The sequence below is a fragment of the Serratia marcescens genome, from assembly GCF_029846115.1.
Lineage (GTDB): Bacteria > Pseudomonadota > Gammaproteobacteria > Enterobacterales > Enterobacteriaceae > Serratia > Serratia marcescens_L.
The window spans coordinates 557,303-578,251 of record NZ_JARVZZ010000001.1 but is presented as its reverse complement, the minus strand read 5'-3'; the positions used below and the strand labels follow the sequence as shown (position 1 = coordinate 578,251).

Genomic DNA, 20,949 nt, shown 5'->3' with positions numbered 1-20,949 from the left:
GAAGCAGGATGCTAAACGTCAATCATCTTTCAGCAGAGTATCAGGGGCGGCCCGCGCTGCGTGACGTGTCGTTCCAGATCGCCACCGGGCAACTGGTGGTGGTGCTCGGCCCGTCGGGCTGCGGCAAGACCACGCTGCTGAATTTGATCGCCGGGTTTATCGAGCCTTCAGCTGGCAGCATCACGCTGGATGGAACGCCCGTTCACGGCCCGAGCGCCGAACGGGGCGTGGTGTTCCAGCATGAGGGCTTACTGCCGTGGCGCAACGTGGTGGACAACGTCGAGTTCGGCCTGCAGCTGGCCGGCGTCGGCAAGGCGCAGCGCCGCCAGGTGGCGGAGCAGATGCTGCAGCGCGTGGGGCTGGCGGGGTATGAACAGCACTTTATCTGGCAGCTTTCCGGCGGCATGCGCCAACGCGTCGGCATCGCCCGCGCTCTGGCCGCCGATCCACGGCTGTTGTTGTTGGACGAGCCGTTCGGCGCCCTGGACGCGTTCACCCGCGAGCAAATGCAGGAGCTGTTGCTGACCATTTGGCGTGAGACCGGCAAACAGGTGCTGCTGATCACCCACGATATCGAAGAGGCGGTGTTCCTCGCCAGCGAACTGCTGCTGCTGTCGCCGGGGCCAGGGCAAGTGGTGGAGCGGCTGTCGCTGAACTTCGGCCAACGCTATGCCGACGGCGAAGCCTGCCGCGCCATCAAGTCAGATCCTGAATTTATCGCGCAGCGCGAATACGTGCTGGGCAAAGTTTTCCAACAGCGCGAGGCCTTGCTATGAGCCTGCATTCCACTCTGAAGGCCGCGGCGCAGCCGCAGGGCAAAGCGGCGCGCCGTTTCAGCGTGCCGCGCAACGTTTGGCTGAGCAGCGCCACGCTGTTGACGGTGTTGATCGTCTGGTGGGGCGTGACGGCGCTGCAGCTGATCAGCCCGCTGTTTCTGCCGGCGCCGCAGCAGGTGCTGCACCAGCTGATCGCCATCGCCAGCCCGCAGGGTTTTATGGACGCCACGCTGTGGCAACATCTGGCGGCCAGCCTGGGACGCATTCTGGTAGCGCTGTTGGCGGCGGTGATCGTCGGCATCCCGGTGGGCATCGCCATGGGGCTGAACGACACGGTGCGCGGCATCCTCGATCCGCTGATTGAGATCTATCGCCCGGTGCCGCCGCTGGCCTATCTGCCGCTGATGGTGATTTGGTTTGGCATCGGTGAAACCTCAAAGATCTTGCTGATTTATCTGGCGATCTTCGCGCCGGTGACGCTGTCTGCCGTGGCCGGCGTGCGCAGCGTGGCCCAGGTGCGGGTGCGTGCCGCCCGCGCGTTGGGCGCCACGCGTTGGCAGGTGCTGCGTTTCGTGGTGCTGCCGAGCGCGCTGCCGGAGATCCTGACCGGCATCCGCATCGGGCTGGGCGTCGGCTGGTCGACGCTGGTGGCCGCTGAACTGATCGCCGCCACGCGCGGCCTGGGATTTATGGTGCAATCCGCCGGTGAGTTTCTGGCGACCGACGTGGTGTTGGCCGGCATCGGCGTGATTGCGGTGATTGCATTTGGGCTGGAGCTGGGGCTGCGTGCCCTGCAGCGCCGATTGACCCCGTGGCATGGAGTACAGCAATGAACGAACGTCTGAATATCACCCCGCTGGGGCCTTACATCGGGGCGCTGGTGGAAAACGTCGAGTTGGCCCGACCGCTGGGCGACGGGCAGTTTGAACAGCTTTATCATGCCTTGCTGAAGCATCAGGTGCTGTTCTTCCGCAATCAGCCGATCACGCCGCTGCAGCAGCGCGATCTGGCCGGCCGCTTCGGCGATCTGCATATCCATCCGGTCTATCCGCACGCCACCGACGTGGAAGAGATCATCGTGCTCGATACCCACGACGACAACCCGCCGGACAACGATAACTGGCACACCGACGTGACCTTTATCGAGAACCCGCCGCTGGGGGCGATCCTGGCGGCCAAGACGCTGCCTTCCACCGGCGGCGACACGCTGTGGGCCAGCGGCATCGCGGCCTACGAGGCGCTGTCGGCGCCGTTCAGAACGCTGTTGGCGGGGCTGCGCGCGGAGCATGACTTCACCAAGTCGTTCCCGGAACACAAGCATCGCGGCAGTGAAGAGGAGCATCAGCGCTGGCAACTGGCGGTGCAGAAAAATCCGCCGCTGTTGCATCCGGTGGTGCGTACTCACCCGGTCAGCGGCCGGCAGGCGTTGTTCGTCAATGAAGGGTTTACTACGCGGATCGTCGATTTGGCGCCGAAAGAGAGCGACGCTTTACTGAATTTCCTGTTTGCTCACATCACCAAACCGGAGTTTCAGGTGCGCTGGCGCTGGCAGGAAAATGACGTGGCGATCTGGGATAACCGCGTGACGCAGCACTACGCCAACGCGGATTATCTGCCGCAGCGGCGCATCATGCACCGCGCGACCATTCTGGGGGATAAACCTTTTTACAAGGCCTGAGGCTTAGGCTTCGAACGCCTGCGTTAACTGTTCCAGCTGTTCCTGCGCATCCAGCCAGGTCATTTCCGTCTCTTCCAGCGCGGATTTGGCCTGGCTTTGCTTTTGCAGGCAGTCGGTCAACTCGGCCTTGCGGCTGATGTCGTACAGTGCGGAATCCGCCAGCTGTGCCTCCACCGCCGCCAGTTCGGCGCCCAGTTTTTCCATCTGCTGTTCCAGCTTGGCGATCTGCTTGCGCAGCGGCTGGGTCTGCGTACGGAACTCCGCCTCGCGGCGTTTTTGATCCTTGCGCGCCTGCGCGCTGTTGCCGCCGCTCTCTTTTTCCGGTGCGTCCTGCTGGCTTTCCTGGCGCTGCAGGTCGACAAGCCACTGCTGGTAGTCGTCGAGATCGCCCTCGAAAGGCTCGACCTGGCCGTCGTGCACCAGGTACAGATCGTCGGTGGTGGAGCGCAGCAGGTGACGGTCGTGCGAGACCACCACCAACGCGCCTTCGAAATCGATCAGCGCCTCGGTCAGCGCCTGACGCATGTCGAGATCCAGGTGGTTGGTCGGTTCATCGAGCAGCAGCAGGTTAGGGCGCTGCCAGACGATCAGCGCCAGCACCAGCCGCGCCTTCTCGCCGCCGGAGAAACGTTCGGTCACTTCGCTGACCTTGTCGCCCTGGAAGCCGAAACCGCCCAGATAGTCGCGCAGCTGCTGCTCCAGCACCCGTGGTGCGATGCGGCTCAGGTGCTGCAGCGGCGATTCGTCGGCGCGCAGGAATTCCAACTGGTGCTGGGCGAAGTAACCCAGCTTGATGCCTTTCGCCAGGCCGATCTCGCCGCTCAGCGGCTCCAGGGTGCCGGCCAGCAGTTTGATCAGCGTGGATTTACCGGCGCCGTTGCGGCCGAGCAGGCCAATGCGCGAGCCGGGTACCAGGTTCAGTTTGATTGACTTCAGGATCACCTTGTCGCCATACCCGGCGCTGACTTTGTCCATGCGCAGCAGCGGGTTCGGCAGGCTTTCCGGCGGACGGAAGCTGAAGGTGAACGGGTTGTCGACGTGCGCCGGGGCGATCAGCTCCATGCGCTCCAGCATCTTGATGCGGCTCTGCGCCTGTTTGGCCTTGGTGGCCTGCGCGCGGAAACGGTCGATGTAGCTTTGCAGGTGCGCCACTTTCTCTTGTTGGTGCTGGTACAGCGACTGTTGCTGCGCCAGCTTGGTGGCGCGCTGGCGTTCAAACGACGAATAGTTGCCGGTGTATTCATTCATCGTCTGCTGTTCGATATGCAGGATCTTGTCGACGATCGGATCGAGGAAGTCGCGGTCGTGCGAGATCAGCACCAGCGTGCCGGGATAGCTTTTCAGCCAGCGCTCCAGCCAGATCACCGCATCGAGATCCAGGTGGTTGGTCGGTTCGTCGAGCAGCAGCAGGTCCGACCGGCACACCAGCGCCTGCGCCAGGTTGAGGCGCATGCGCCAGCCGCCGGAAAAGTCGCGCACCGGGCTTTGCAGCTGTTCGTTGGAGAAGCCGAGGCCGTGCAGCAGGCTGGCGGCGCGGGAGCGGATGGTCCAGGCGTCGATGGCGTCCAGCTTGCCGTGCAGGGTCGCGATGGCGTGGCCGTCGTTACGGTCGTTGGCCGCCTGCAATTCGGCTTCGAGTTGGCGAAACTCGCGGTCGCCGTCGATAACATACTCAATGGCCGGCACGTCCAGCGCCGGCGTCTCCTGGTTGACCCAGGCCAGTGCCCAGTTGCCGGGGAAGGTAAAGCTGCCGCCGTCCGCCGCGATCTCGCCCTTCAACAGCGACAGCAGCGTGGATTTGCCGCAGCCGTTTTTGCCCACCAGGCCGACCTTCTGACCTGGATTAACCGTCGCCGTGGCGTTGTCCAGCAGGACGCGGATGCCGCGTCGGATTTGTAGCGAGGAGAATACAATCATAAAGCGCCGTATGTTCAGAGTATGTTAAATTATCATTAAGGTAACAGAACGCGTACCGCGCGCTGTTTTTGTCTTTGCGATGCATGGTAACGGAAAACCGCTACCCTGACGACGCTTTGGAGGGGAATGATGTCGCAGCCGCCCAAGGTCTTGCTGCTGTATGCCCATCCGGAATCCCATGACTCGGTGGCGAACCGGGTTTTGCTTCGACCGGCGCAGCAGTTGGAACATGTCACCGTGCACGATCTCTACGCGCACTACCCTGATTTTTTTATCGATATCCATCATGAACAACAGCTGCTGCGTGAGCATCAGGTCATCGTGTTTCAGCACCCTCTGTACACCTACAGCTGCCCGGCGCTGCTGAAGGAGTGGTTGGATCGCGTGCTGTCGCGCGGCTTCGCCAGCGGCGTGGGCGGCAATGCGCTGGCGGGCAAATACTGGCGCTCGGTGATCACCACCGGCGAACCGGAAGGCGCCTACCGCACCGGCGGTTATAACCACTACCCGATGGAAGATATTCTGCGGCCGTTCGAGCTGACCGCCGGGATGTGCCATATGCACTGGTTGACGCCGTTCGTGGTGTACTGGGCGCGGCGGCAAAAGCCGGAGGTGCTGCGCAGCCATGCGGACGCCTACGGCGAGTGGCTGAGCCACCCGCTGCCTCACGGAGGGCGGTGACGATGGAAGGATCGACCTTACTGACCGCCATTTTACTGTTCCTGTTCGCCGCGGTGGTGACGGTGCCGATCGCCCGTCGCCTGGGGATCGGCGCGGTGCTGGGCTATCTGATCGCCGGCATCGCCATCGGCCCTTGGGGACTGGGCTTCATCCGCGACGTCGACGAAATCCTGCACTTCTCCGAGCTGGGCGTGGTGTTCCTGATGTTCATCATCGGCCTGGAACTGAACCCCAGCAAGCTGTGGGAGCTGCGGCGTTCGATCTTCGGCGCCGGCGCGGGCCAGGTGTTGATCACCGCGGCGGTGCTGGGCGCGTTGCTGTACCTGACGCACTTCGCCTGGCAGGCGGCGGTGATCGGCGGTATCGGCCTGGCGATGTCTTCCACCGCCATGGCGCTGCAACTGATGCGCGAGAAGGGCATGAACCGCAACGAAGGGGGGCAGCTCGGCTTTTCGGTGCTGCTGTTCCAGGATATGGCGGTGATCCCGGCGCTGGCGCTGATCCCTATTCTGGCCGGCGCCGGCGGCACCAGCGACGACTGGGCGAAGATCGCGCTCAAGGTGGCGGCGTTCGGCGGCATGCTGATCGGCGGCCGTTTCCTGCTGCGGCCGCTGTTCCGCTATATCGCCGCTTCCGGCGTGCGCGAGATCTTCACCGCCGCGGCGCTGTTGCTGGTGCTCGGCTCGGCGCTGTTTATGGAAGCGCTCGGCCTGTCGATGGCGCTCGGCACCTTCATCGCCGGGGTGCTGCTGGCGGAGAGCGAATACCGCCACGAGCTGGAAATTTCCATCGAGCCGTTTAAAGGGCTGCTGCTGGGGCTGTTCTTTATTTCGGTGGGCATGGTGTTGAATATCGGCGTGCTCTACACCCATCTGGCCGAGGTGTTGATCGGCGTGCTGGCGCTGGTGGCGGTCAAATCCGGCGTGCTCTATGGTGTGTCGCGCCTGTTCGGCCTGCGCAGTTCGGTGCGCCTGCAGTTTGCCGGGGTGCTCAGCCAGGGCGGCGAGTTCGCCTTCGTGCTCTTTTCGGCGGCGGGCGCGCAAAAGGTGCTGCAGCCGGATCAACTCTCTTTGCTGTTGGTGGTGGTGACGCTGTCGATGATGACCACGCCGCTGCTGATGCAGGCCATCGACCGCATTTTGGCGCGCCGCTATAACGCCAAAGGCGAAGACGAGGAGACGCCATACGTGGAGGACGACGATCCGCAGGTGATCATCGTTGGCTTCGGGCGTTTCGGCCAGGTGATCGGCCGCCTGTTGATGGCCAACAAAATGCGCATTACCGTACTGGAGCGCGACGTCAGCGCCGTCGGCGTACTGCGGCGTTACGGTTACCAGGTTTATTACGGTGACGCCACCGAGCTTGAGCTGCTGCGCGCGGCGGGCGCCGAGAAGGCCAAGTCGATCGTGATCACCTGCAATGAGCCGGAAGACACCATGGAGATCGTGCGGCTGTGTCAGCAACACTTTCCAAACCTGAGCATTCTTGCGCGGGCGCGCGGCCGCGTGGAGGCGCATGAGTTGCTGCAGGCTGGCGTGAAGCAGTTCAGCCGCGAGACCTTCTCCAGCGCGCTGGAACTGGGGCGCAAGGCGCTGATGGAGTTGGGCATGCACCCGCATCAGGCCTTCCGCGCCCAGCAGCATTTCCGCCGCCTGGATATGCGCATGCTGCGTGAACTGATGCCGCCGCATCAGGGCGATGTGGCGCAAATTTCCCGCGTGAAAGAGGCGCGGCGCGAGCTGGAAGAGCTGTTCCATCGCGAAATGCAAAAAGAAAGTCGCCAGTTCGACGGCTGGGACGAATACGAATAAGCGGGAGCATAACGATGTCTGCAACACGTAAGAGATTTATCGCCGGGGCGGTGTGCCCGAGCTGTAGCGCCATGGATACGCTGGCGGTATGGCGGGAGGATCAGGTGGAGGTGGTGGAGTGCGTCAAGTGCGGTCACCATCAGCGCCAGACCGAACAACAGGTGGAAAAACACGTTCGCCCGCAAGAACAGGTGATCGGCATTTTCCAGCCGAAGTAGCGTTTTTTTATCCCGGAGGGTACAGCGAGGCAGATTTCCGTTACAATCTGTCCGGAAAAGGCGCGCATCCCGATAACGGTGCGCGTCCTAGTAGCCAACGGTAGGAGATATCATGAAAGTAGCAAAAGACTTGGTGGTCAGCCTGGCTTACCAAGTACGTACAGAAGACGGTGTTTTGGTTGATGAGTCTCCGGTGAGCGCACCGCTGGACTATCTGCACGGGCATGGTTCTCTGATCGCAGGTCTGGAAAAAGCACTCGAAGGCCACGACGTTGGCGATCGTTTTGACGTTCACGTCGGCGCGAACGACGCGTACGGCAACTACGACGAAAACCTGGTGCAGCGCGTACCGAAAGACGTCTTCATGGGCGTTGACGAACTGCAGGTTGGCATGCGTTTCCTGGCTGACACCGATCAGGGCCCGGTACCGGTTGAAATCACCGAAGTTGACGGCGACCACGTGGTGGTTGACGGCAACCACATGCTGGCCGGCCAAAACCTGAACTTCAATGTGGAAGTTGTCGCGATCCGCGAAGCGACCGAAGAAGAACTGGCGCACGGCCACGTACACGGCGAGCACGACCATCACCACGAACACGGTGAAGGCTGCTGCGGCGGTCACGGCCACGGCCACGATCACGACCATGGTCACGACCACGGTAAAGGCGGCTGCGGTAACGGCGGCTGCGGCTGCCACTAAGCAGATCGCAGTGACGAGACAAGAGGGCAGCCATCGGCTGCCCTTTTTTATGCGCGGCGCAACGGGCGCCGAACGGTATAACAGGACATGCCATGGCCACCATGAAAGACGTTGCGCGGCGCGCCGGCGTTTCCACGGCCACCGTCAGCCGGGTGATCAATAATACCGCCTACGTTGAACCGGTGACCCGCGAACGCGTCGAGAAGGCGATGCGCGAGTTTAACTATCACCGTAACGCCGCCGCGCTGGCGCTGGCGAAAAGAAGCGGCAATATGCTGGGATTGCTGACCGGCAACCTCGACGATCCGTTTTTCTCGCGCCTGGCGCGGGGCGTGGAAGACATCACGCGCCAGGCCGGCGTACGTTTGATGTTGTGCAGCGGCGGACATCAGGCCGAATTGGAAAAAAGCGGCCTCGACTTTCTCATCAACCAGGGATGCGAAGCCATCGTGGCGCACGTCACGCGCATGGGGGAGGAGGAGCTGCTGCGCTACGCCGCCCACACGCCTGCGCTGGTGCTGATCAATCGTTATCTGCCCGCCATCGCCAACCGTTGCATCTGGCTCGACAACGCCAATGCGGCGCAGGCGGCGACCGAGCTGCTCATTCGCCAGGGGCATCGGAGAATCGCCTGCGTGACGGCGGATCTGCCGATTGACGACCGCGCGCAGCGGTTAGCGGGTTACCGCAAGGCCATGGCCGCCGCCGGCATTGAGGTGCCCGGGGTCTGGATCATCAGCGTACCCTTCAACGAGAGAGGGGGCGAACTGGCGGCCGAGCGCGTGCTGGCCAGCGACCCACGCTTCACCGCCGCAGTGACCTTCAACGACGTGATGGCCGCCGGCATGATGCGCACCTGCCACCAACGGCATATTCAGCTGCCCGAGGCGCTGTCGATCGTTGGCTTTGACGACATTGCCCTGGCGAAATATCTCCACCCTTCGCTGACCACGGTGCATTACCCCATCGAGAAAATGGCCCGACGCGCCGCGCGCCTGGCGCTGCAGATCCACAGCGGCAGCGACGTCGCGCCGCAGAACAACCGCTTTTCGGCCGAGCTTATCCTGCGAGACTCCGTAGCCGACGGCGATCCGCATGAGCAAAGCAAGCGCGGCGAATGAGAGACGGCTCACACAACGTTAGCCCATGAAACCGATTACATGGTTGGTTGCCTGCGCTCACACCCTCCGATTATCGAAGCCATTACGCTGTTGCAGTACCCCATCTTCAACAGGAGCCGTATATGGATAATAAGAAAACGCTCAACCTTGGGCTGGCGACGCTGCCGATTGTGGCCATGCTGTTGCTGCTCATCATCGGCTATGGCCAGTTTGGCCTGCGTATTGAACCGCTGCTGCTGGTTTCCGCCGCCATCGCCGCCGCGTTGGCCTGGTGGCAAGGCTACCGCTGGGACGACATCATCGAGGCCATCGTGGCCAAGCTGGCGAAGGCGATGCCGGTTATCCTGATTCTGATCTGCGTGGGCGGCCTGATCGGCACCTGGATGATCAGCGGCACAATTCCTTACATGGTGTATTGGGGGCTGAAGCTGATTAGCCCCCAATACATTCTGATCGCCGCGTTCTTCATCACCAGCGTGATCTCGGTGTGCACCGGTACCTCGTGGGGAGCGGCCGGCACCGTGGGCGTGGCGCTGATGGGCGTGGCCGCCGGTCTGGACGTGCCGCTGGCCGCCGCTGCCGGGGCGGTGGTGTCCGGCGCTTACTTCGGCGACAAAATTTCGCCGTTGTCCGATTCGACGAACTTCGCGGCTATCGTCGCGGATACCGATCTCTACAGCCATATCCAGCATTTGATGTACACGACGCTGCCGAGCTTCATCCTGGCCGCCGTGGTGTACCTGATCGCCGGCCACACCGGCGCGGTGGGCAGCGTGGCAACGCCGGAAAAAGTGACCGAAATCGTCGGCGCGCTCGAAGGGCTGTACCACTTCAATCTGCTGCTGATCCTGCCGCCGGTGCTGGTGCTATGGGGCGCGGTGACCAAACGGCCGGTGATCCCCGTCATGCTGGCCGCCTGCGCGTTGGCGATCGCCATCGGCGTCGCGCTGCAAGGCTTTAGCCTGCAGCAGGGGCTGAATGCGTTGATGGACGGTTTCAATCTTTCGATGTTCGCCACTCAGGGCCACAACGTTGAGGGGATCGTCGCCGATGTGCCGCGCCTGCTGAACCGCGGCGGCATGTTCTCGATGATGAGTACGATCCTGCTGGTGTTCTGCGCCTTTTCCTTCGCCGGTGCCCTGACGCTGACCGGCGCGCTGACGGTGATCATCAGCCGGCTGCTGAAAGTGGTGCACACCACCGGCCAGCTGATCGCCGCCACCGTTGCCACCACTATCCTGGTGACCGGCGCGACCAGCGACGGCAAGCTGGCACTGCTGATCCCGGCGGAGCTGTTCAAAGGGGCCTATCGACGCATGGGGCTGGACAACAAAAATCTGTCGCGCACCGTCGAAGATGCGGGCACCGTCATTGAACCGCTGATCCCGTGGACGGCCGCCGGTATTTACATGGCGACCACGCTGGGGGTCAGCACGCTCGATCTGCTGCCGTGGGCGATCCAATGTTATGCCGCGGTGGTGTTCGCCCTGATTTATGGGTTCACCGGCTTCGGTATCGCCAAACTCCAACCTCAGCACGACTTGCAGCGTAAGGAAGCCTGACATGACGAGTCATTTCAACGCCATCATCGATCGCCACAACACCGGCTCCGTGAAGTGGGACTTCATCGACCGCTATCTGCAACTGGACGGCAGCGAGCTGTTGCCGATGTGGGTGTCCGATTTCGACTTTCCGTGCCCGCCAGAGGTGCAGCAGGCGCTGCATCAGCGGGTGGAGCACGGCGTCTTTGGCTACAGCGAACGCGACGACGCTTACTATCAGGCGGCGATCGACTGGTTTGCCAAGCGGCACGGCTTGCCGCTGCGGCGCGAATGGTTCACGTCGATTGAAGGGGTAGTACCGGGGTTGGCGATGCTGATCCAACTGCTCAGCAAGCCGGGGGACGGGGTGGTGGTGCAGGGGCCGTACTATGGCTCGTTCGCCAAGATAGTCACCATGAACGGCAGAGAGGTGATTGAAAACCCGCTGCTGGAAACCCCGCAGGGATACCGGATCGATTTCGATCGGCTGGCCGCCTGTCTGGCGCAGCGTAAACCGCCGCTGTTGTTGCTGTGCAATCCGCACAATCCGACCGGCCGTTGCTGGCGCCGCGATGAACTGGAGCGGCTTATGGCGCTCTGTCACGCCCACGATGTCACGGTGATCTCCGATGAAATTTGGGCCGATTTGCTGCTGCCCGGCGAGACGTTTACGTCGGTGTTGCATCTGGGCGAGGAATATCGCGAGCGGGTGATTGCGGCGACGTCCGCCAGCAAAACGTTCGGCCTCTCCTCGCTGCGCATTTCGAATTTCCTGATCCCCAACGCCCGGCTTCGGCAGGCGTTTGTCGATCGGCTGAACGCCCACGGGCTGGATGTATTCAACGCGCTGTCGATGACGGCGGCGACCGCGGCCTATCAACGGGGCGCAGCCTGGCTTGATGAGCTGCTCGACTACCTGGCGGAGAATCGGCGCTGGTTTGAGCAGGCGCTGGCGGCCGCCGCGCCCTGGTGTGCAATGACCCAGGCTGAAGGGACTTATCTCGCCTGGCTGGATTGCCGCTCGCTGGGTTTGAACGATGCTGACTTGCAGCAGGCGCTGGTGGCGGTGGCGAAGCTGGCACCGTCGATGGGCAGCGGTTTCGGCCCGCAGGGGAGCGGTTTTATCCGCATCAACCTGGGGTGCCCGCGCCGGTATCTCGAGCGTGCCGTCGAAGGGCTGGCACGCCTGAAATAACCGCATGGCGGGCCCTCAATAGTGCGGCGGAGGGGTTTCTTCCGATTGCGAGGCGATCATTGAGGTTTGGGTCGAGCGAAGCTTGTCGGTCAACATGCGCAAATGTTCGCGCATCTTCAGCATTTCCATTTGATGCTGGGTAACGGTCTGGTTGAGCTCTTCGATGGTGAGCTCTTGGAAAGCCTGACGGCTCTCCAGTTCTTCAAGCCGCTGTAGCAGGCGTTGAATGTCGGCGTTGTGCATGGGGCTACCTCTGACGCGATAAAATCCTGATTCGGCGCTATGGTAACAGCTGGCGCCGGGTTTGCTCGCGCTATTTCTCCAGACGGCGCGCAACGTTGCGATCGGCAGTGTAAAGTGCTGAAAAGTTGCGCGCCCGATACGCCGTTTTTTGCTAACCTCGCCGAATATTCTGCAAGAAAAATCTGATTTATCATGCGAGTAGCACACGGTGGGAAACTTCTTGGCAAAGCGGGAGTCACACTTTGACTCGATTGGTTACCTGTGCGACTGTTTTGTTTTGTTTCAGGCAGCTATAGTAGCCCGGTTATCTTACCTAATGATTGTTTGGGGCATTGCTTCAGACACTGGAGAAATGGATGAAATCTTTGTTTAAAGTCACGCTTCTGGCAACCACCATGGCTTTTGCTCTGAACGCGACCCAGGTCATGGCAGCCGATGCCGCCAAACCGGCAGAAGCCGCTAAACCAGCGGACGCGGCGGCAGCACCGAGCACCGGCAAGTTCAAAAACGACGACGAGCAAGCGGCCTACGCACTGGGCGCCTCTCTCGGCCGTTACATGGACAACTCTCTGAAAGAGCAAGAGAAGCTGGGTATCAAGCTGGACAAAGATCAGCTGATTGCCGGCGTTCAGGACGCGTTCGCCAACAAGAGCAAGCTGAACGATGCCGACATCGAGAAGACCCTGCAGGGCTTCGAAGCGCGCGTGAAGGCTTCTGCTCAGGCGAAGATGGAACAGGACGCCAAGGACAACGAAACCAAAGGCGCCAAGTACCGCGATAGCTTCGCTAAAGAAAAAGGCGTGAAGAAAACCGAATCCGGCCTGCTGTACCAGGTAGAGAAGCCGGGCGCGGGTGAAGCTCCGAAAGACAGCGATACCGTGGTAGTGAACTACAAAGGCACCCTGACCGACGGTACCGAGTTCGATAATTCCTACACCCGCGGCGAGCCGCTGTCGTTCCGTCTGGACGGCGTGATCCCAGGCTGGACCGAAGGCCTGAAGCACATCAAGAAAGGCGGCAAAATCAAGCTGGTGATCCCACCTGCATTGGCCTACGGCAAAACCGGCGTTCCGGGCATCCCGGCTAACTCCACGCTGGTCTTTGACGTTGAGCTGCTGGACGTGAAAGCGGCGCCGAAAGCCGACGCTAAAGCCGAAAAACCGGCTGATGCGAAAGCTGACGCTAAAGCGAAATAACATCGTCGCTCTGTTTGCCACCGCCGCGGATGCTTTCCGCGGCGGTTTTCATTTCGGCAGCCGCCGCCTCTCTCTCCATTGAACGCTTGACGCCTGCCGGGCATCGGGCTTAACGTCAATACCACGCGCAAACGCAAGGACTTTGCTCCGACCGCTTTGCTAGACTAATAATTCTGACTTATCAGTCATGCGTCTGCCCCTTAGGGCGTGTACCTAAAATTGTTCCCGGCCGCCTCGCCCGCGGATGTCATCGTGCCGTTCGATGCCGCTCTCAGCCGGCCGCGCTGCGGCGTGCCGACGACGGCAGCGAGCCGGTCCGAGCGGTTTTAGCTGCGCCCCCTGGCACAGGCGATCTATGAGGGTGGTATCTTCGATGTCGAATTCGCTTTTATCCAGCGAAGCCAGCGAACTTGATTTGCTGAATGAACGTCCGTTTACTCAGACGGATCATGAAATCCTGAAATCCTATGAAGCGGTGGTCGACGGGCTGGCGATGTTGATCGGCGGCCATTGCGAGATCGTATTGCACGCGCTGGAAGACCTGAACAGCTCAGCGGTACGCATCGCCAACGGTGAACATACCGGGCGTAAAATCGGCTCGCCGATCACCGACCTGGCGCTGCGCATGCTGCACGACATGGCCGGAGACGACAGCAGCGTGTCGAAAGCCTACTTTACCCGCGCCAAGAGCGGCGTGTTGATGAAGTCGGTGACCATCGCCATTCGCAATCGCGAGCAGCGGGTGATCGGCTTGCTGTGCATCAACATGAACCTTGACATGCCGTTCTCACAGATCATGCAGACCTTTATGCCGCCGGCCACGCAGGACGTGCCGTCGTCGGTGAATTTCGCGTCTTCCGTCGACGACCTGGTGGCGCAGACGCTCGAGTTCACCATCGAAGAGGTGAACGCCGACCGCTCGGTGTCCAATAACGCCAAGAATCGCCAGGTGGTGCTCAACCTCTATGAGAAAGGCATCTTCGACATCAAGGATGCGATCAACCAGGTGGCGGATCGCCTGAATATCTCCAAACACACCGTGTATCTGTACATCCGCCAGTTCAAGAGCGGCGATCTGTTGGGAAGCGACCGTTGATGCTCGATTATTGCCTGTTGGTCACCGGCCCGGCTTACGGCACGCAGCAGGCCAGCAGCGCCTATCAGTTCGCTCAGGCTTTGTTGGCGAAAGGGCACCGGCTTTCCAGCGTCTTTTTCTACCGTGAAGGGGTGTTGAACGCCAACCAGCTGACCGCGCCGGCCAGCGACGAGTTCGACCTGGTGCGCGGCTGGACCCAGTTGGCGCAGCAACACGGCGTGGCGCTCAACGTCTGCGTAGCTGCCGCGCTGCGCCGTGGCGTCACCGACGAGCAGGAGGCGGCGCAACAGGGGTTGGCAAGCGCCAACCTGCAGCCCGGCTTTACCCTGAGCGGGCTGGGTTCCCTGGCTGAAGCGTCGCTGAGTTGCGACCGTCTGGTGCAGTTCTGAGGATATGATGAAACGAGTCGCTTTTGTTTTCACCCACGGGCCGCACGGCGGCGCCGGTGGCAGGGAAGGGCTGGATGCGCTGCTCGCCACGTCGGCGCTCAGTGAAGACTTGGGGGTGTTTTTTGTCGGCGATGGCGTATTGCAGCTGTTGCCGGGCCAGCAACCGGAAAAGATTTTGGCGCGCAATTACATCGCCACCTTCGGCGTGCTGCCGCTGTATGACGTGGAGAGGTGTTATCTGTGCCAGGCTTCGCTGCAGGAACGCGGGCTGGGTCAGGTGACCGATTGGGTGCTGGATGCCGAGGTGCTGGCGCCGGACGAACTGCGCCGCGAACTGGCCGGCTACGACACCGTGATGACGTTTTAGGATCCTCTGATGCTCTATACCCTGAGCCATTCGCCAAACCAATGTGACTTACCCGCCCTGCTGCGCCTGACGGCGGAGGGGGACGCGCTGCTGCTGCTGCAGGACGGCGTGCTTGCCGGCCTTGCCGGCAGCGCCCATCTTGAATTGCTGCTCGCCGCCCCCATATCCCTTTACGCGCTGCAGGACGACCTGGAAGCCCGGGGACTGATTGGTCACTTTTCGCACAAAATCACTGTCGTCGGCTATAATCACTTCGTTGAATTAACCGAACAACACCGCAGCCAAATGGCCTGGTAATGAGAGTGATGTTGTATATTTCTTGACACCCATACTGGTCAGCCCTAAAATTCTGCGTCCTCGTACTTTGCCAATAGTGCATACGAGGGGATTTATCACATGTTTACGAAGCTAGTACGAAGCAAAAACCAGGAGCTTTTTTAATGGCAACAATTAACCAGCTGGTTCGCAAACCACGCTCTGTGAAGGCTGCTAAAAGCAACGTTCCAGCGCTGGAAGCCTGCCCGCAGAAACGTGGCGTATGCACCCGCGTATACACCACTACCCCGAAAAAACCAAACTCCGCACTGCGTAAAGTTTGCCGTGTGCGTTTGACCAACGGTTTCGAAGTAACTTCCTACATCGGTGGCGAAGGCCACAACCTGCAGGAACACTCCGTAATCCTGATCCGTGGCGGTCGTGTAAAAGACCTGCCAGGTGTGCGTTACCACACCGTCCGTGGTGCACTTGACTGCTCCGGTGTTAAAGACCGTAAGCAAGCTCGTTCCAAGTACGGCGTGAAGAAGCCAAAGGCTTAATGGTTCTCCGTTAAGTAAGGCCAAACGTTTTAACTTTAATGTCAAAATAAACTCGTAGAGTTTTGGACAATCCTGAATTAACAACGGAGTATTTCCATGCCACGTCGTCGCGTAATCGGCCAACGTAAAATCCTGCCAGATCCTAAGTTCGGATCTGAGCTGCTGGCCAAATTTGTAAATATCCTGATGGTAGACGGTAAAAAATCTACTGCAGAAGCAATCGTCTATACCGCGCTGGAGACCCTGGCTCAGCGTTCTGGTAAAGATCACCTGGAAGCTTTCGAAGTCGCTCTCGACAACGTTCGCCCGACTGTAGAAGTTAAGTCGCGTCGCGTTGGCGGTTCTACTTATCAGGTACCAGTTGAAGTCCGCCCGGTTCGTCGTAATGCTCTGGCAATGCGTTGGATCGTTGATGCTGCACGTAAACGCGGTGATAAATCCATGGCTCTGCGCCTGGCGAACGAGCTGTCTGACGCAGCAGAGAACAAAGGTTCTGCTGTTAAGAAGCGTGAAGACGTTCACCGTATGGCCGAAGCCAACAAGGCGTTCGCCCACTACCGCTGGTAATCACCCGGCTGTAGTCATGCTAACCAAGCGGGCGCGTCAAATCGGCCCGCTTGGGTTAACTGAACTTGAACGCCCTAGGAATAGAGGAATCAAATGGCTCGTACAACACCCATCGCACGCTACCGCAACATCGGTATCAGTGCTCACATCGACGCCGGTAAAACCACCACTACCGAACGTATTCTGTTCTACACCGGTGTAAACCACAAAATCGGTGAAGTTCATGACGGCGCTGCCACCATGGACTGGATGGAACAGGAGCAGGAGCGTGGTATTACCATCACTTCTGCAGCGACTACTGCTTTCTGGTCTGGTATGGCCAAGCAGTTCGAACCGCATCGCGTAAACATCATCGACACCCCAGGGCACGTTGACTTCACCATCGAAGTAGAACGTTCCATGCGTGTGCTGGATGGCGCGGTAATGGTTTACTGTGCTGTTGGTGGTGTTCAGCCACAGTCTGAAACCGTATGGCGTCAGGCTAACAAATACAAAGTGCCACGTATCGCGTTCGTTAACAAAATGGACCGTATGGGCGCTAACTTCCTGAAAGTTGTTGGCCAGATCAAATCTCGTCTGGGCGCTAACCCTGTTCCTCTGCAGCTGGCTATCGGCGCAGAAGACAAATTCACCGGCGTTATCGACCTGGTGAAAATGAAGGCGATCAACTGGAACGAAGAAGACGCAGGCGTAACCTTCGAATACGAAGACGTCCCGGCTGACATGATGGATCTGGCTGAAGAATGGCGCCAGAACCTGATCGAGTCCGCTGCGGAAGCTTCCGAAGAGCTGATGGAAAAATACCTGGGCGGCGAAGATCTGACCGAGGAAGAAATCAAAGCAGCTCTGCGTCAGCGCGTACTGAACAACGAAATCATCCTGGTTACCTGTGGTTCTGCGTTCAAGAACAAGGGCGTGCAGGCGATGCTGGATGCGGTAATCGAATACCTGCCGGCACCAACTGACGTTCCTGCGATCAACGGTATACTGGACGACGGTAAAGACACTCCGGCTGAGCGTCACGCAAGTGATGACGAGCCGTTCTCTGCTCTGGCGTTCAAAATCGCTACCGACCCGTTCGTAGGTAACTTGACCTTCTTCCGCGTGTACTCCGGCGTTGTTAACTCCGGCGACACCGTGCTGAACTCCGTTAAGTCTGCGCGCGAGCGTTTTGGCCGTATCGTTCAGATGCACGCCAACAAGCGTGAAGAGATCAAAGAAGTTCGCGCAGGCGATATCGCCGCTGCGATCGGTCTGAAAGACGTGACCACCGGGGACACCCTGTGTGATCCAGACTCTCCAATCATCCTGGAGCGTATGGAATTCCCTGAGCCGGTAATCTCTATCGCCGTTGAACCGAAAACCAAAGCTGACCAGGAAAAAATGGGTCTGGCTCTGGGCCGTCTGGCTAAAGAAGACCCGTCGTTCCGCGTATGGACTGACGAAGAGTCTAACCAGACCATCATCGCCGGTATGGGTGAACTGCACCTCGACATCATCGTTGACCGCATGAAGCGTGAATTCAACGTTGAAGCTAACGTGGGCAAACCTCAGGTAGCTTACCGCGAAGCGATTCGCGCGAAGATTACCGACGTTGAAGGTAAGCACGCCAAGCAGTCTGGTGGTCGCGGTCAGTATGGTCACGTTGTGATCGACATGTACCCACTGGAGCCGGGCTCTAACCCGAAAGGTTACGAGTTCGTCAACGACATCAAAGGTGGTGTAATTCCTGGCGAATACATCCCTGCCGTTGATAAAGGCATCCAGGAGCAGCTTAAGTCTGGTCCGTTGGCTGGTTACCCGGTAGTAGACATGGGTATTCGTCTGCACTTCGGTTCTTACCACGACGTTGACTCCTCTGAACTGGCGTTTAAACTGGCCGCGTCTATCGCCTTTAAAGAAGGCTTTAAGAAAGCGAAACCGGTTCTGCTTGAGCCTATCATGAAGGTTGAAGTTGAGACTCCAGAAGAGAACACCGGTGACGTTATCGGTGACTTGAGCCGTCGTCGCGGCATGCTGCGCGGTCAGGAATCTGAAGTGACTGGCGTTAAGATCCACGCTGAAGTACCGTTGTCCGAAATGTTCGGCTACGCAACTCAGCTGCGTTCTCTGACTAAAGGTCGCGCATCATACACCATGGAATTCCTGAAGTATGATGATGCACCGAACAACGTCGCTCAGGCCGTAATCGAAGCCCGTGGCAAATAAGCCGCAGGGTTAAAACCAAAGTCCCGTGCTCTCTCCAGAAGGGGAGAGCGCTATAGTAAGGAATATAGCCGTGTCTAAAGAAAAATTTGAACGTACAAAACCGCACGTTAACGTTGGTACTATCGGCCACGTTGACCACGGTAAAACTACCCTGACTGCAGCGATCACTACCGTACTGGCTAAAACCTACGGCGGTTCTGCACGTGCTTTCGACCAGATCGATAACGCGCCAGAAGAAAAAGCTCGTGGTATCACCATCAACACCTCTCACGTTGAGTATGACACCCCGACTCGTCACTACGCGCACGTTGACTGCCCAGGGCACGCCGACTACGTGAAAAACATGATCACCGGTGCCGCTCAGATGGACGGCGCGATCCTGGTAGTAGCTGCGACTGACGGCCCAATGCCTCAGACCCGTGAGCACATCCTGCTGGGTCGTCAGGTTGGCGTTCCTTTCATCATCGTATTCATGAACAAATGCGACATGGTTGATGATGAAGAGCTGCTGGAACTGGTAGAAATGGAAGTTCGCGAACTGCTGTCCGCTTACGACTTCCCAGGCGACGACCTGCCAGTAATCCGCGGTTCCGCGCTGAAAGCGCTGGAAGGCGAAGCTGAGTGGGAAGCGAAAATCATCGAACTGGCCGAAGCCCTGGACAGCTACATCCCAGAGCCAGAGCGTGCTATCGACAAGCCGTTCCTGCTGCCAATCGAAGACGTATTCTCCATCTCCGGTCGTGGTACCGTTGTTACCGGTCGTGTTGAGCGCGGTATCATCAAAGTTGGCGAAGAAGTTGAAATCGTTGGTATCAAAGACACCGTTAAGTCTACCTGTACTGGCGTTGAAATGTTCCGCAAACTGCTGGACGAAGGCCGTGCGGGTGAGAACGTAGGTGTTCTGCTGCGTGGTATCAAGCGCGAAGACATCGAACGTGGTCAGGTACTGGCTAAGCCAGGCTCTATCAAGCCACACACCCAGTTCGAATCTGAAGTGTACATCCTGAGCAAAGATGAAGGTGGTCGTCACACGCCATTCTTCAAAGGCTACCGTCCACAGTTCTACTTCCGTACCACTGACGTGACCGGTACCATCGAACTGCCAGAAGGCGTAGAGATGGTAATGCCAGGCGACAACGTGAACATGATTGTCACCCTGATTCACCCAATCGCGATGGACGACGGTCTGCGTTTCGCAATCCGTGAAGGCGGCCGTACTGTAGGCGCTGGTGTTGTTGCTAAAGTTATCGCTTAATCGCGAATAATTTTTCGACACAAAAAAGGGCACTTCGGTGCCCTTTTTTTATACAATTTGTTTAAATCTTAATTGAAATAAAAACCATTCCTATTTAGACTCAATGCATTGGTTAAGAAGTGAGTCTCTCTATGTATGTATGTCTGTGTAATGCGGTGACTGACAAAGCGATCCGTAATGCGGTGCGTCAGCACAATCCCCATACCATGAAGCAGCTGCGTGAACTTGTGCCGATTGGTACCGACTGTGGAAAGTGCATTCGTCAGGCAAGACAGATTATGGTGGAGGAACGCGGAACTATCATCCCAATGCATGAAGTTGCCTAACAAAGGGTAAGGTTATTTTTGACTCTTGGCTTACAGGTTCTACACTTTTAGAACTGGCCAGGAGGAGTTACCTATGAAAGGCGATAAAAAGATCATTGCTCATCTCAACAAGCTGCTCGGCAACGAGCTGGTTGCCATCAATCAATATTTTCTGCACGCCCGTATGTTCAAGAATTGGGGCTTAATGCGCCTCAACGACAAGGAATACCACGAGTCGATCGACGAAATGAAACATGCCGATCGCTACATCGAGCGTATCCTGTTCCTGGAAGGGCTCCCTAACCTGCAAGATCTCGGCAAGCTGAACATCGGCGAAGACATTGAAGAGATGCTGCGTTCCGATCTGGCTCTGGAGCTAGCGGGCGCCAAAAACCTGCGCGAAGGTATCGCCTATGCCGACTCGATTCATGATTACGTCAGCCGCGATTTGATGATAGATATCCTGGCCGATGAAGAAGAGCATATCGACTGGCTGGAGACCGAGCTGGATCTCATCGCTCGCCTCGGTATTCAAAACTATGCCCAGGCCCAGATTTTGGAGCGCAAAGAATAAGCCTTTCGCCCATTCGCCATTGCCTCTCCTGCCGGCGTCCGTTTTCACGGCGGGGCAGGGGAGAATATCCCCGCCCAAGCATAATGCATTCCCTGTTCACCGTGTTAACCCGCCTACTGCCGCTGAACGCGCAAAAATGACGATTTCCTGAGCATATTTCCAACTGCGGCTTGCTTCCTGGGCCATTTTGCGTATAATGCGCGGGCTTACCTAATCTTGGTAAGCCTGATTTTAGCGAATCAGTCGATTGGCAGGCTTTTTTGCCCTTCGAACAATACTCCCGATATGGGGGTTAT

23 protein-coding genes are annotated in these 20,949 nt (G+C 58.8%); 21 read left to right on the top strand and 2 right to left on the bottom strand.

The features are described 5' to 3' along the window. Positions 1 to 8 precede the first annotated feature (8 nt). From tauB to tauD, 3 genes are read left to right on the top strand one after another with little or no spacing between them, the layout of a single operon-like run. On the top strand, positions 9 to 776 hold the full coding sequence (gene tauB / locus QDT79_RS02725; protein ID WP_130018347.1) for a taurine ABC transporter ATP-binding subunit: 768 nt from the start codon (positions 9 to 11) through the stop codon (positions 774 to 776). Beyond that, positions 773 to 1,609: a taurine ABC transporter permease TauC gene (gene tauC / locus QDT79_RS02720; protein ID WP_063991669.1), complete on the top strand. Its 837-nt coding sequence runs from the start codon at positions 773 to 775 to the stop codon at positions 1,607 to 1,609. Before tauB ends, tauC begins: the two co-directional genes overlap by 4 nt. Continuing rightward, positions 1,606 to 2,454 (top strand): taurine dioxygenase, encoded by an 849-nt coding sequence (gene tauD / locus QDT79_RS02715; RefSeq protein ID WP_164100022.1) that lies wholly within the window; start codon positions 1,606 to 1,608, stop codon positions 2,452 to 2,454. The genes tauC and tauD overlap by 4 nt, the downstream gene beginning before the upstream one ends. 3 nt (positions 2,455 to 2,457) lie before the next feature. Here the strand turns inward: tauD and QDT79_RS02710 are convergent, their stop codons facing one another. Further along, positions 2,458 to 4,371 carry an ABC transporter ATP-binding protein gene (locus QDT79_RS02710; RefSeq protein ID WP_149559732.1) on the bottom strand — a complete coding sequence of 638 codons (1,914 nt, stop codon included), beginning with the start codon at positions 4,369 to 4,371 and terminating at the stop codon, positions 2,458 to 2,460. Positions 4,372 to 4,500: 129 nt separating this feature from the next. Between QDT79_RS02710 and kefG the strand changes: the two genes are divergently transcribed. The 7 genes from kefG to QDT79_RS02675 all read left to right on the top strand — a co-directional run bounded on the left by kefG (position 4,501) and on the right by QDT79_RS02675 (position 11,638). Next, the gene (gene kefG, locus QDT79_RS02705; RefSeq protein WP_025159909.1) at positions 4,501 to 5,052 is read left to right on the top strand and encodes a glutathione-regulated potassium-efflux system ancillary protein KefG; all 552 of its coding nucleotides are present in this window, start codon (positions 4,501 to 4,503) and stop codon (positions 5,050 to 5,052) included. A 2-nt stretch (positions 5,053 to 5,054) separates the two neighbouring features. After that, positions 5,055 to 6,863 carry a glutathione-regulated potassium-efflux system protein KefB gene (kefB, locus tag QDT79_RS02700; protein ID WP_063991667.1) on the top strand — a complete coding sequence of 603 codons (1,809 nt, stop codon included), beginning with the start codon at positions 5,055 to 5,057 and terminating at the stop codon, positions 6,861 to 6,863. A gap of 14 nt (positions 6,864 to 6,877) precedes the next feature. Then, positions 6,878 to 7,081, top strand: coding sequence for a YheV family putative zinc ribbon protein (locus QDT79_RS02695; RefSeq protein ID WP_015379274.1), 204 nt, complete (start codon positions 6,878 to 6,880; stop codon positions 7,079 to 7,081). Between the two features lie 112 nt (positions 7,082 to 7,193). Beyond that, positions 7,194 to 7,781: a peptidylprolyl isomerase gene (gene slyD / locus QDT79_RS02690; protein WP_130018348.1), complete on the top strand. Its 588-nt coding sequence runs from the start codon at positions 7,194 to 7,196 to the stop codon at positions 7,779 to 7,781. Between the two features lie 92 nt (positions 7,782 to 7,873). Further along, positions 7,874 to 8,902, top strand: a complete 1,029-nt coding sequence (locus QDT79_RS02685) for a LacI family DNA-binding transcriptional regulator (protein WP_063991666.1) — start codon at positions 7,874 to 7,876, stop codon at positions 8,900 to 8,902. Between the two features lie 122 nt (positions 8,903 to 9,024). Further along, positions 9,025 to 10,464 (top strand): Na+/H+ antiporter NhaC, encoded by a 1,440-nt coding sequence (gene nhaC, locus QDT79_RS02680; protein ID WP_107227953.1) that lies wholly within the window; start codon positions 9,025 to 9,027, stop codon positions 10,462 to 10,464. Position 10,465: 1 nt separating this feature from the next. Beyond that, entirely contained in the window at positions 10,466 to 11,638 is a 1,173-nt protein-coding gene (locus QDT79_RS02675; protein WP_130018349.1) for a MalY/PatB family protein, read from the top strand. 15 nt (positions 11,639 to 11,653) lie between these two features. Here QDT79_RS02675 and QDT79_RS02670 read toward each other — a convergent pair whose 3' ends face one another. Then, complete coding sequence (locus QDT79_RS02670; protein ID WP_025304503.1) at positions 11,654 to 11,881, bottom strand: SlyX family protein; 228 nt, start codon at positions 11,879 to 11,881, stop codon at positions 11,654 to 11,656. A 356-nt stretch (positions 11,882 to 12,237) separates the two neighbouring features. Here QDT79_RS02670 and fkpA point away from each other — a divergent pair, with 356 nt between their 5' ends. The 11 genes from fkpA (at position 12,238) to bfr (ending at position 20,653) form a co-directional block, all read left to right on the top strand. Next, positions 12,238 to 13,077 carry an FKBP-type peptidyl-prolyl cis-trans isomerase gene (gene fkpA / locus QDT79_RS02665; RefSeq protein ID WP_016930330.1) on the top strand — a complete coding sequence of 280 codons (840 nt, stop codon included), beginning with the start codon at positions 12,238 to 12,240 and terminating at the stop codon, positions 13,075 to 13,077. Between the two features lie 373 nt (positions 13,078 to 13,450). Further along, entirely contained in the window at positions 13,451 to 14,173 is a 723-nt protein-coding gene (locus tag QDT79_RS02660; RefSeq protein ID WP_308316179.1) for a helix-turn-helix transcriptional regulator, read from the top strand. Further along, complete coding sequence (gene tusD / locus QDT79_RS02655) at positions 14,173 to 14,562, top strand: sulfurtransferase complex subunit TusD (protein WP_033636259.1); 390 nt, start codon at positions 14,173 to 14,175, stop codon at positions 14,560 to 14,562. Before QDT79_RS02660 ends, tusD begins: the two co-directional genes overlap by 1 nt. 7 nt (positions 14,563 to 14,569) lie before the next feature. Then, positions 14,570 to 14,929, top strand: a complete 360-nt coding sequence (tusC, locus tag QDT79_RS02650; protein WP_063918427.1) for a sulfurtransferase complex subunit TusC — start codon at positions 14,570 to 14,572, stop codon at positions 14,927 to 14,929. 9 nt (positions 14,930 to 14,938) lie between these two features. Next, complete coding sequence (gene tusB / locus QDT79_RS02645; protein WP_063991663.1) at positions 14,939 to 15,226, top strand: sulfurtransferase complex subunit TusB; 288 nt, start codon at positions 14,939 to 14,941, stop codon at positions 15,224 to 15,226. A 143-nt stretch (positions 15,227 to 15,369) separates the two neighbouring features. Then, positions 15,370 to 15,744, top strand: coding sequence for a 30S ribosomal protein S12 (rpsL, locus tag QDT79_RS02640; RefSeq protein ID WP_004930426.1), 375 nt, complete (start codon positions 15,370 to 15,372; stop codon positions 15,742 to 15,744). 96 nt (positions 15,745 to 15,840) lie between these two features. Beyond that, positions 15,841 to 16,311: a 30S ribosomal protein S7 gene (rpsG, locus tag QDT79_RS02635; protein ID WP_004956203.1), complete on the top strand. Its 471-nt coding sequence runs from the start codon at positions 15,841 to 15,843 to the stop codon at positions 16,309 to 16,311. 93 nt (positions 16,312 to 16,404) lie between these two features. Further along, positions 16,405 to 18,519 carry an elongation factor G gene (gene fusA / locus QDT79_RS02630; protein WP_063991662.1) on the top strand — a complete coding sequence of 705 codons (2,115 nt, stop codon included), beginning with the start codon at positions 16,405 to 16,407 and terminating at the stop codon, positions 18,517 to 18,519. Between the two features lie 70 nt (positions 18,520 to 18,589). Then, entirely contained in the window at positions 18,590 to 19,774 is a 1,185-nt protein-coding gene (tuf, locus tag QDT79_RS02625; RefSeq protein WP_055314187.1) for an elongation factor Tu, read from the top strand. Between the two features lie 131 nt (positions 19,775 to 19,905). Beyond that, the gene (bfd, locus tag QDT79_RS02620; protein WP_015379266.1) at positions 19,906 to 20,100 is read left to right on the top strand and encodes a bacterioferritin-associated ferredoxin; all 195 of its coding nucleotides are present in this window, start codon (positions 19,906 to 19,908) and stop codon (positions 20,098 to 20,100) included. Between the two features lie 73 nt (positions 20,101 to 20,173). Further along, a complete protein-coding gene (gene bfr, locus QDT79_RS02615; RefSeq protein WP_019456183.1) occupies positions 20,174 to 20,653 on the top strand; it encodes a bacterioferritin in 480 nt (159 codons plus the stop codon). The last annotated feature ends 296 nt before the right edge of the window (positions 20,654 to 20,949 follow it).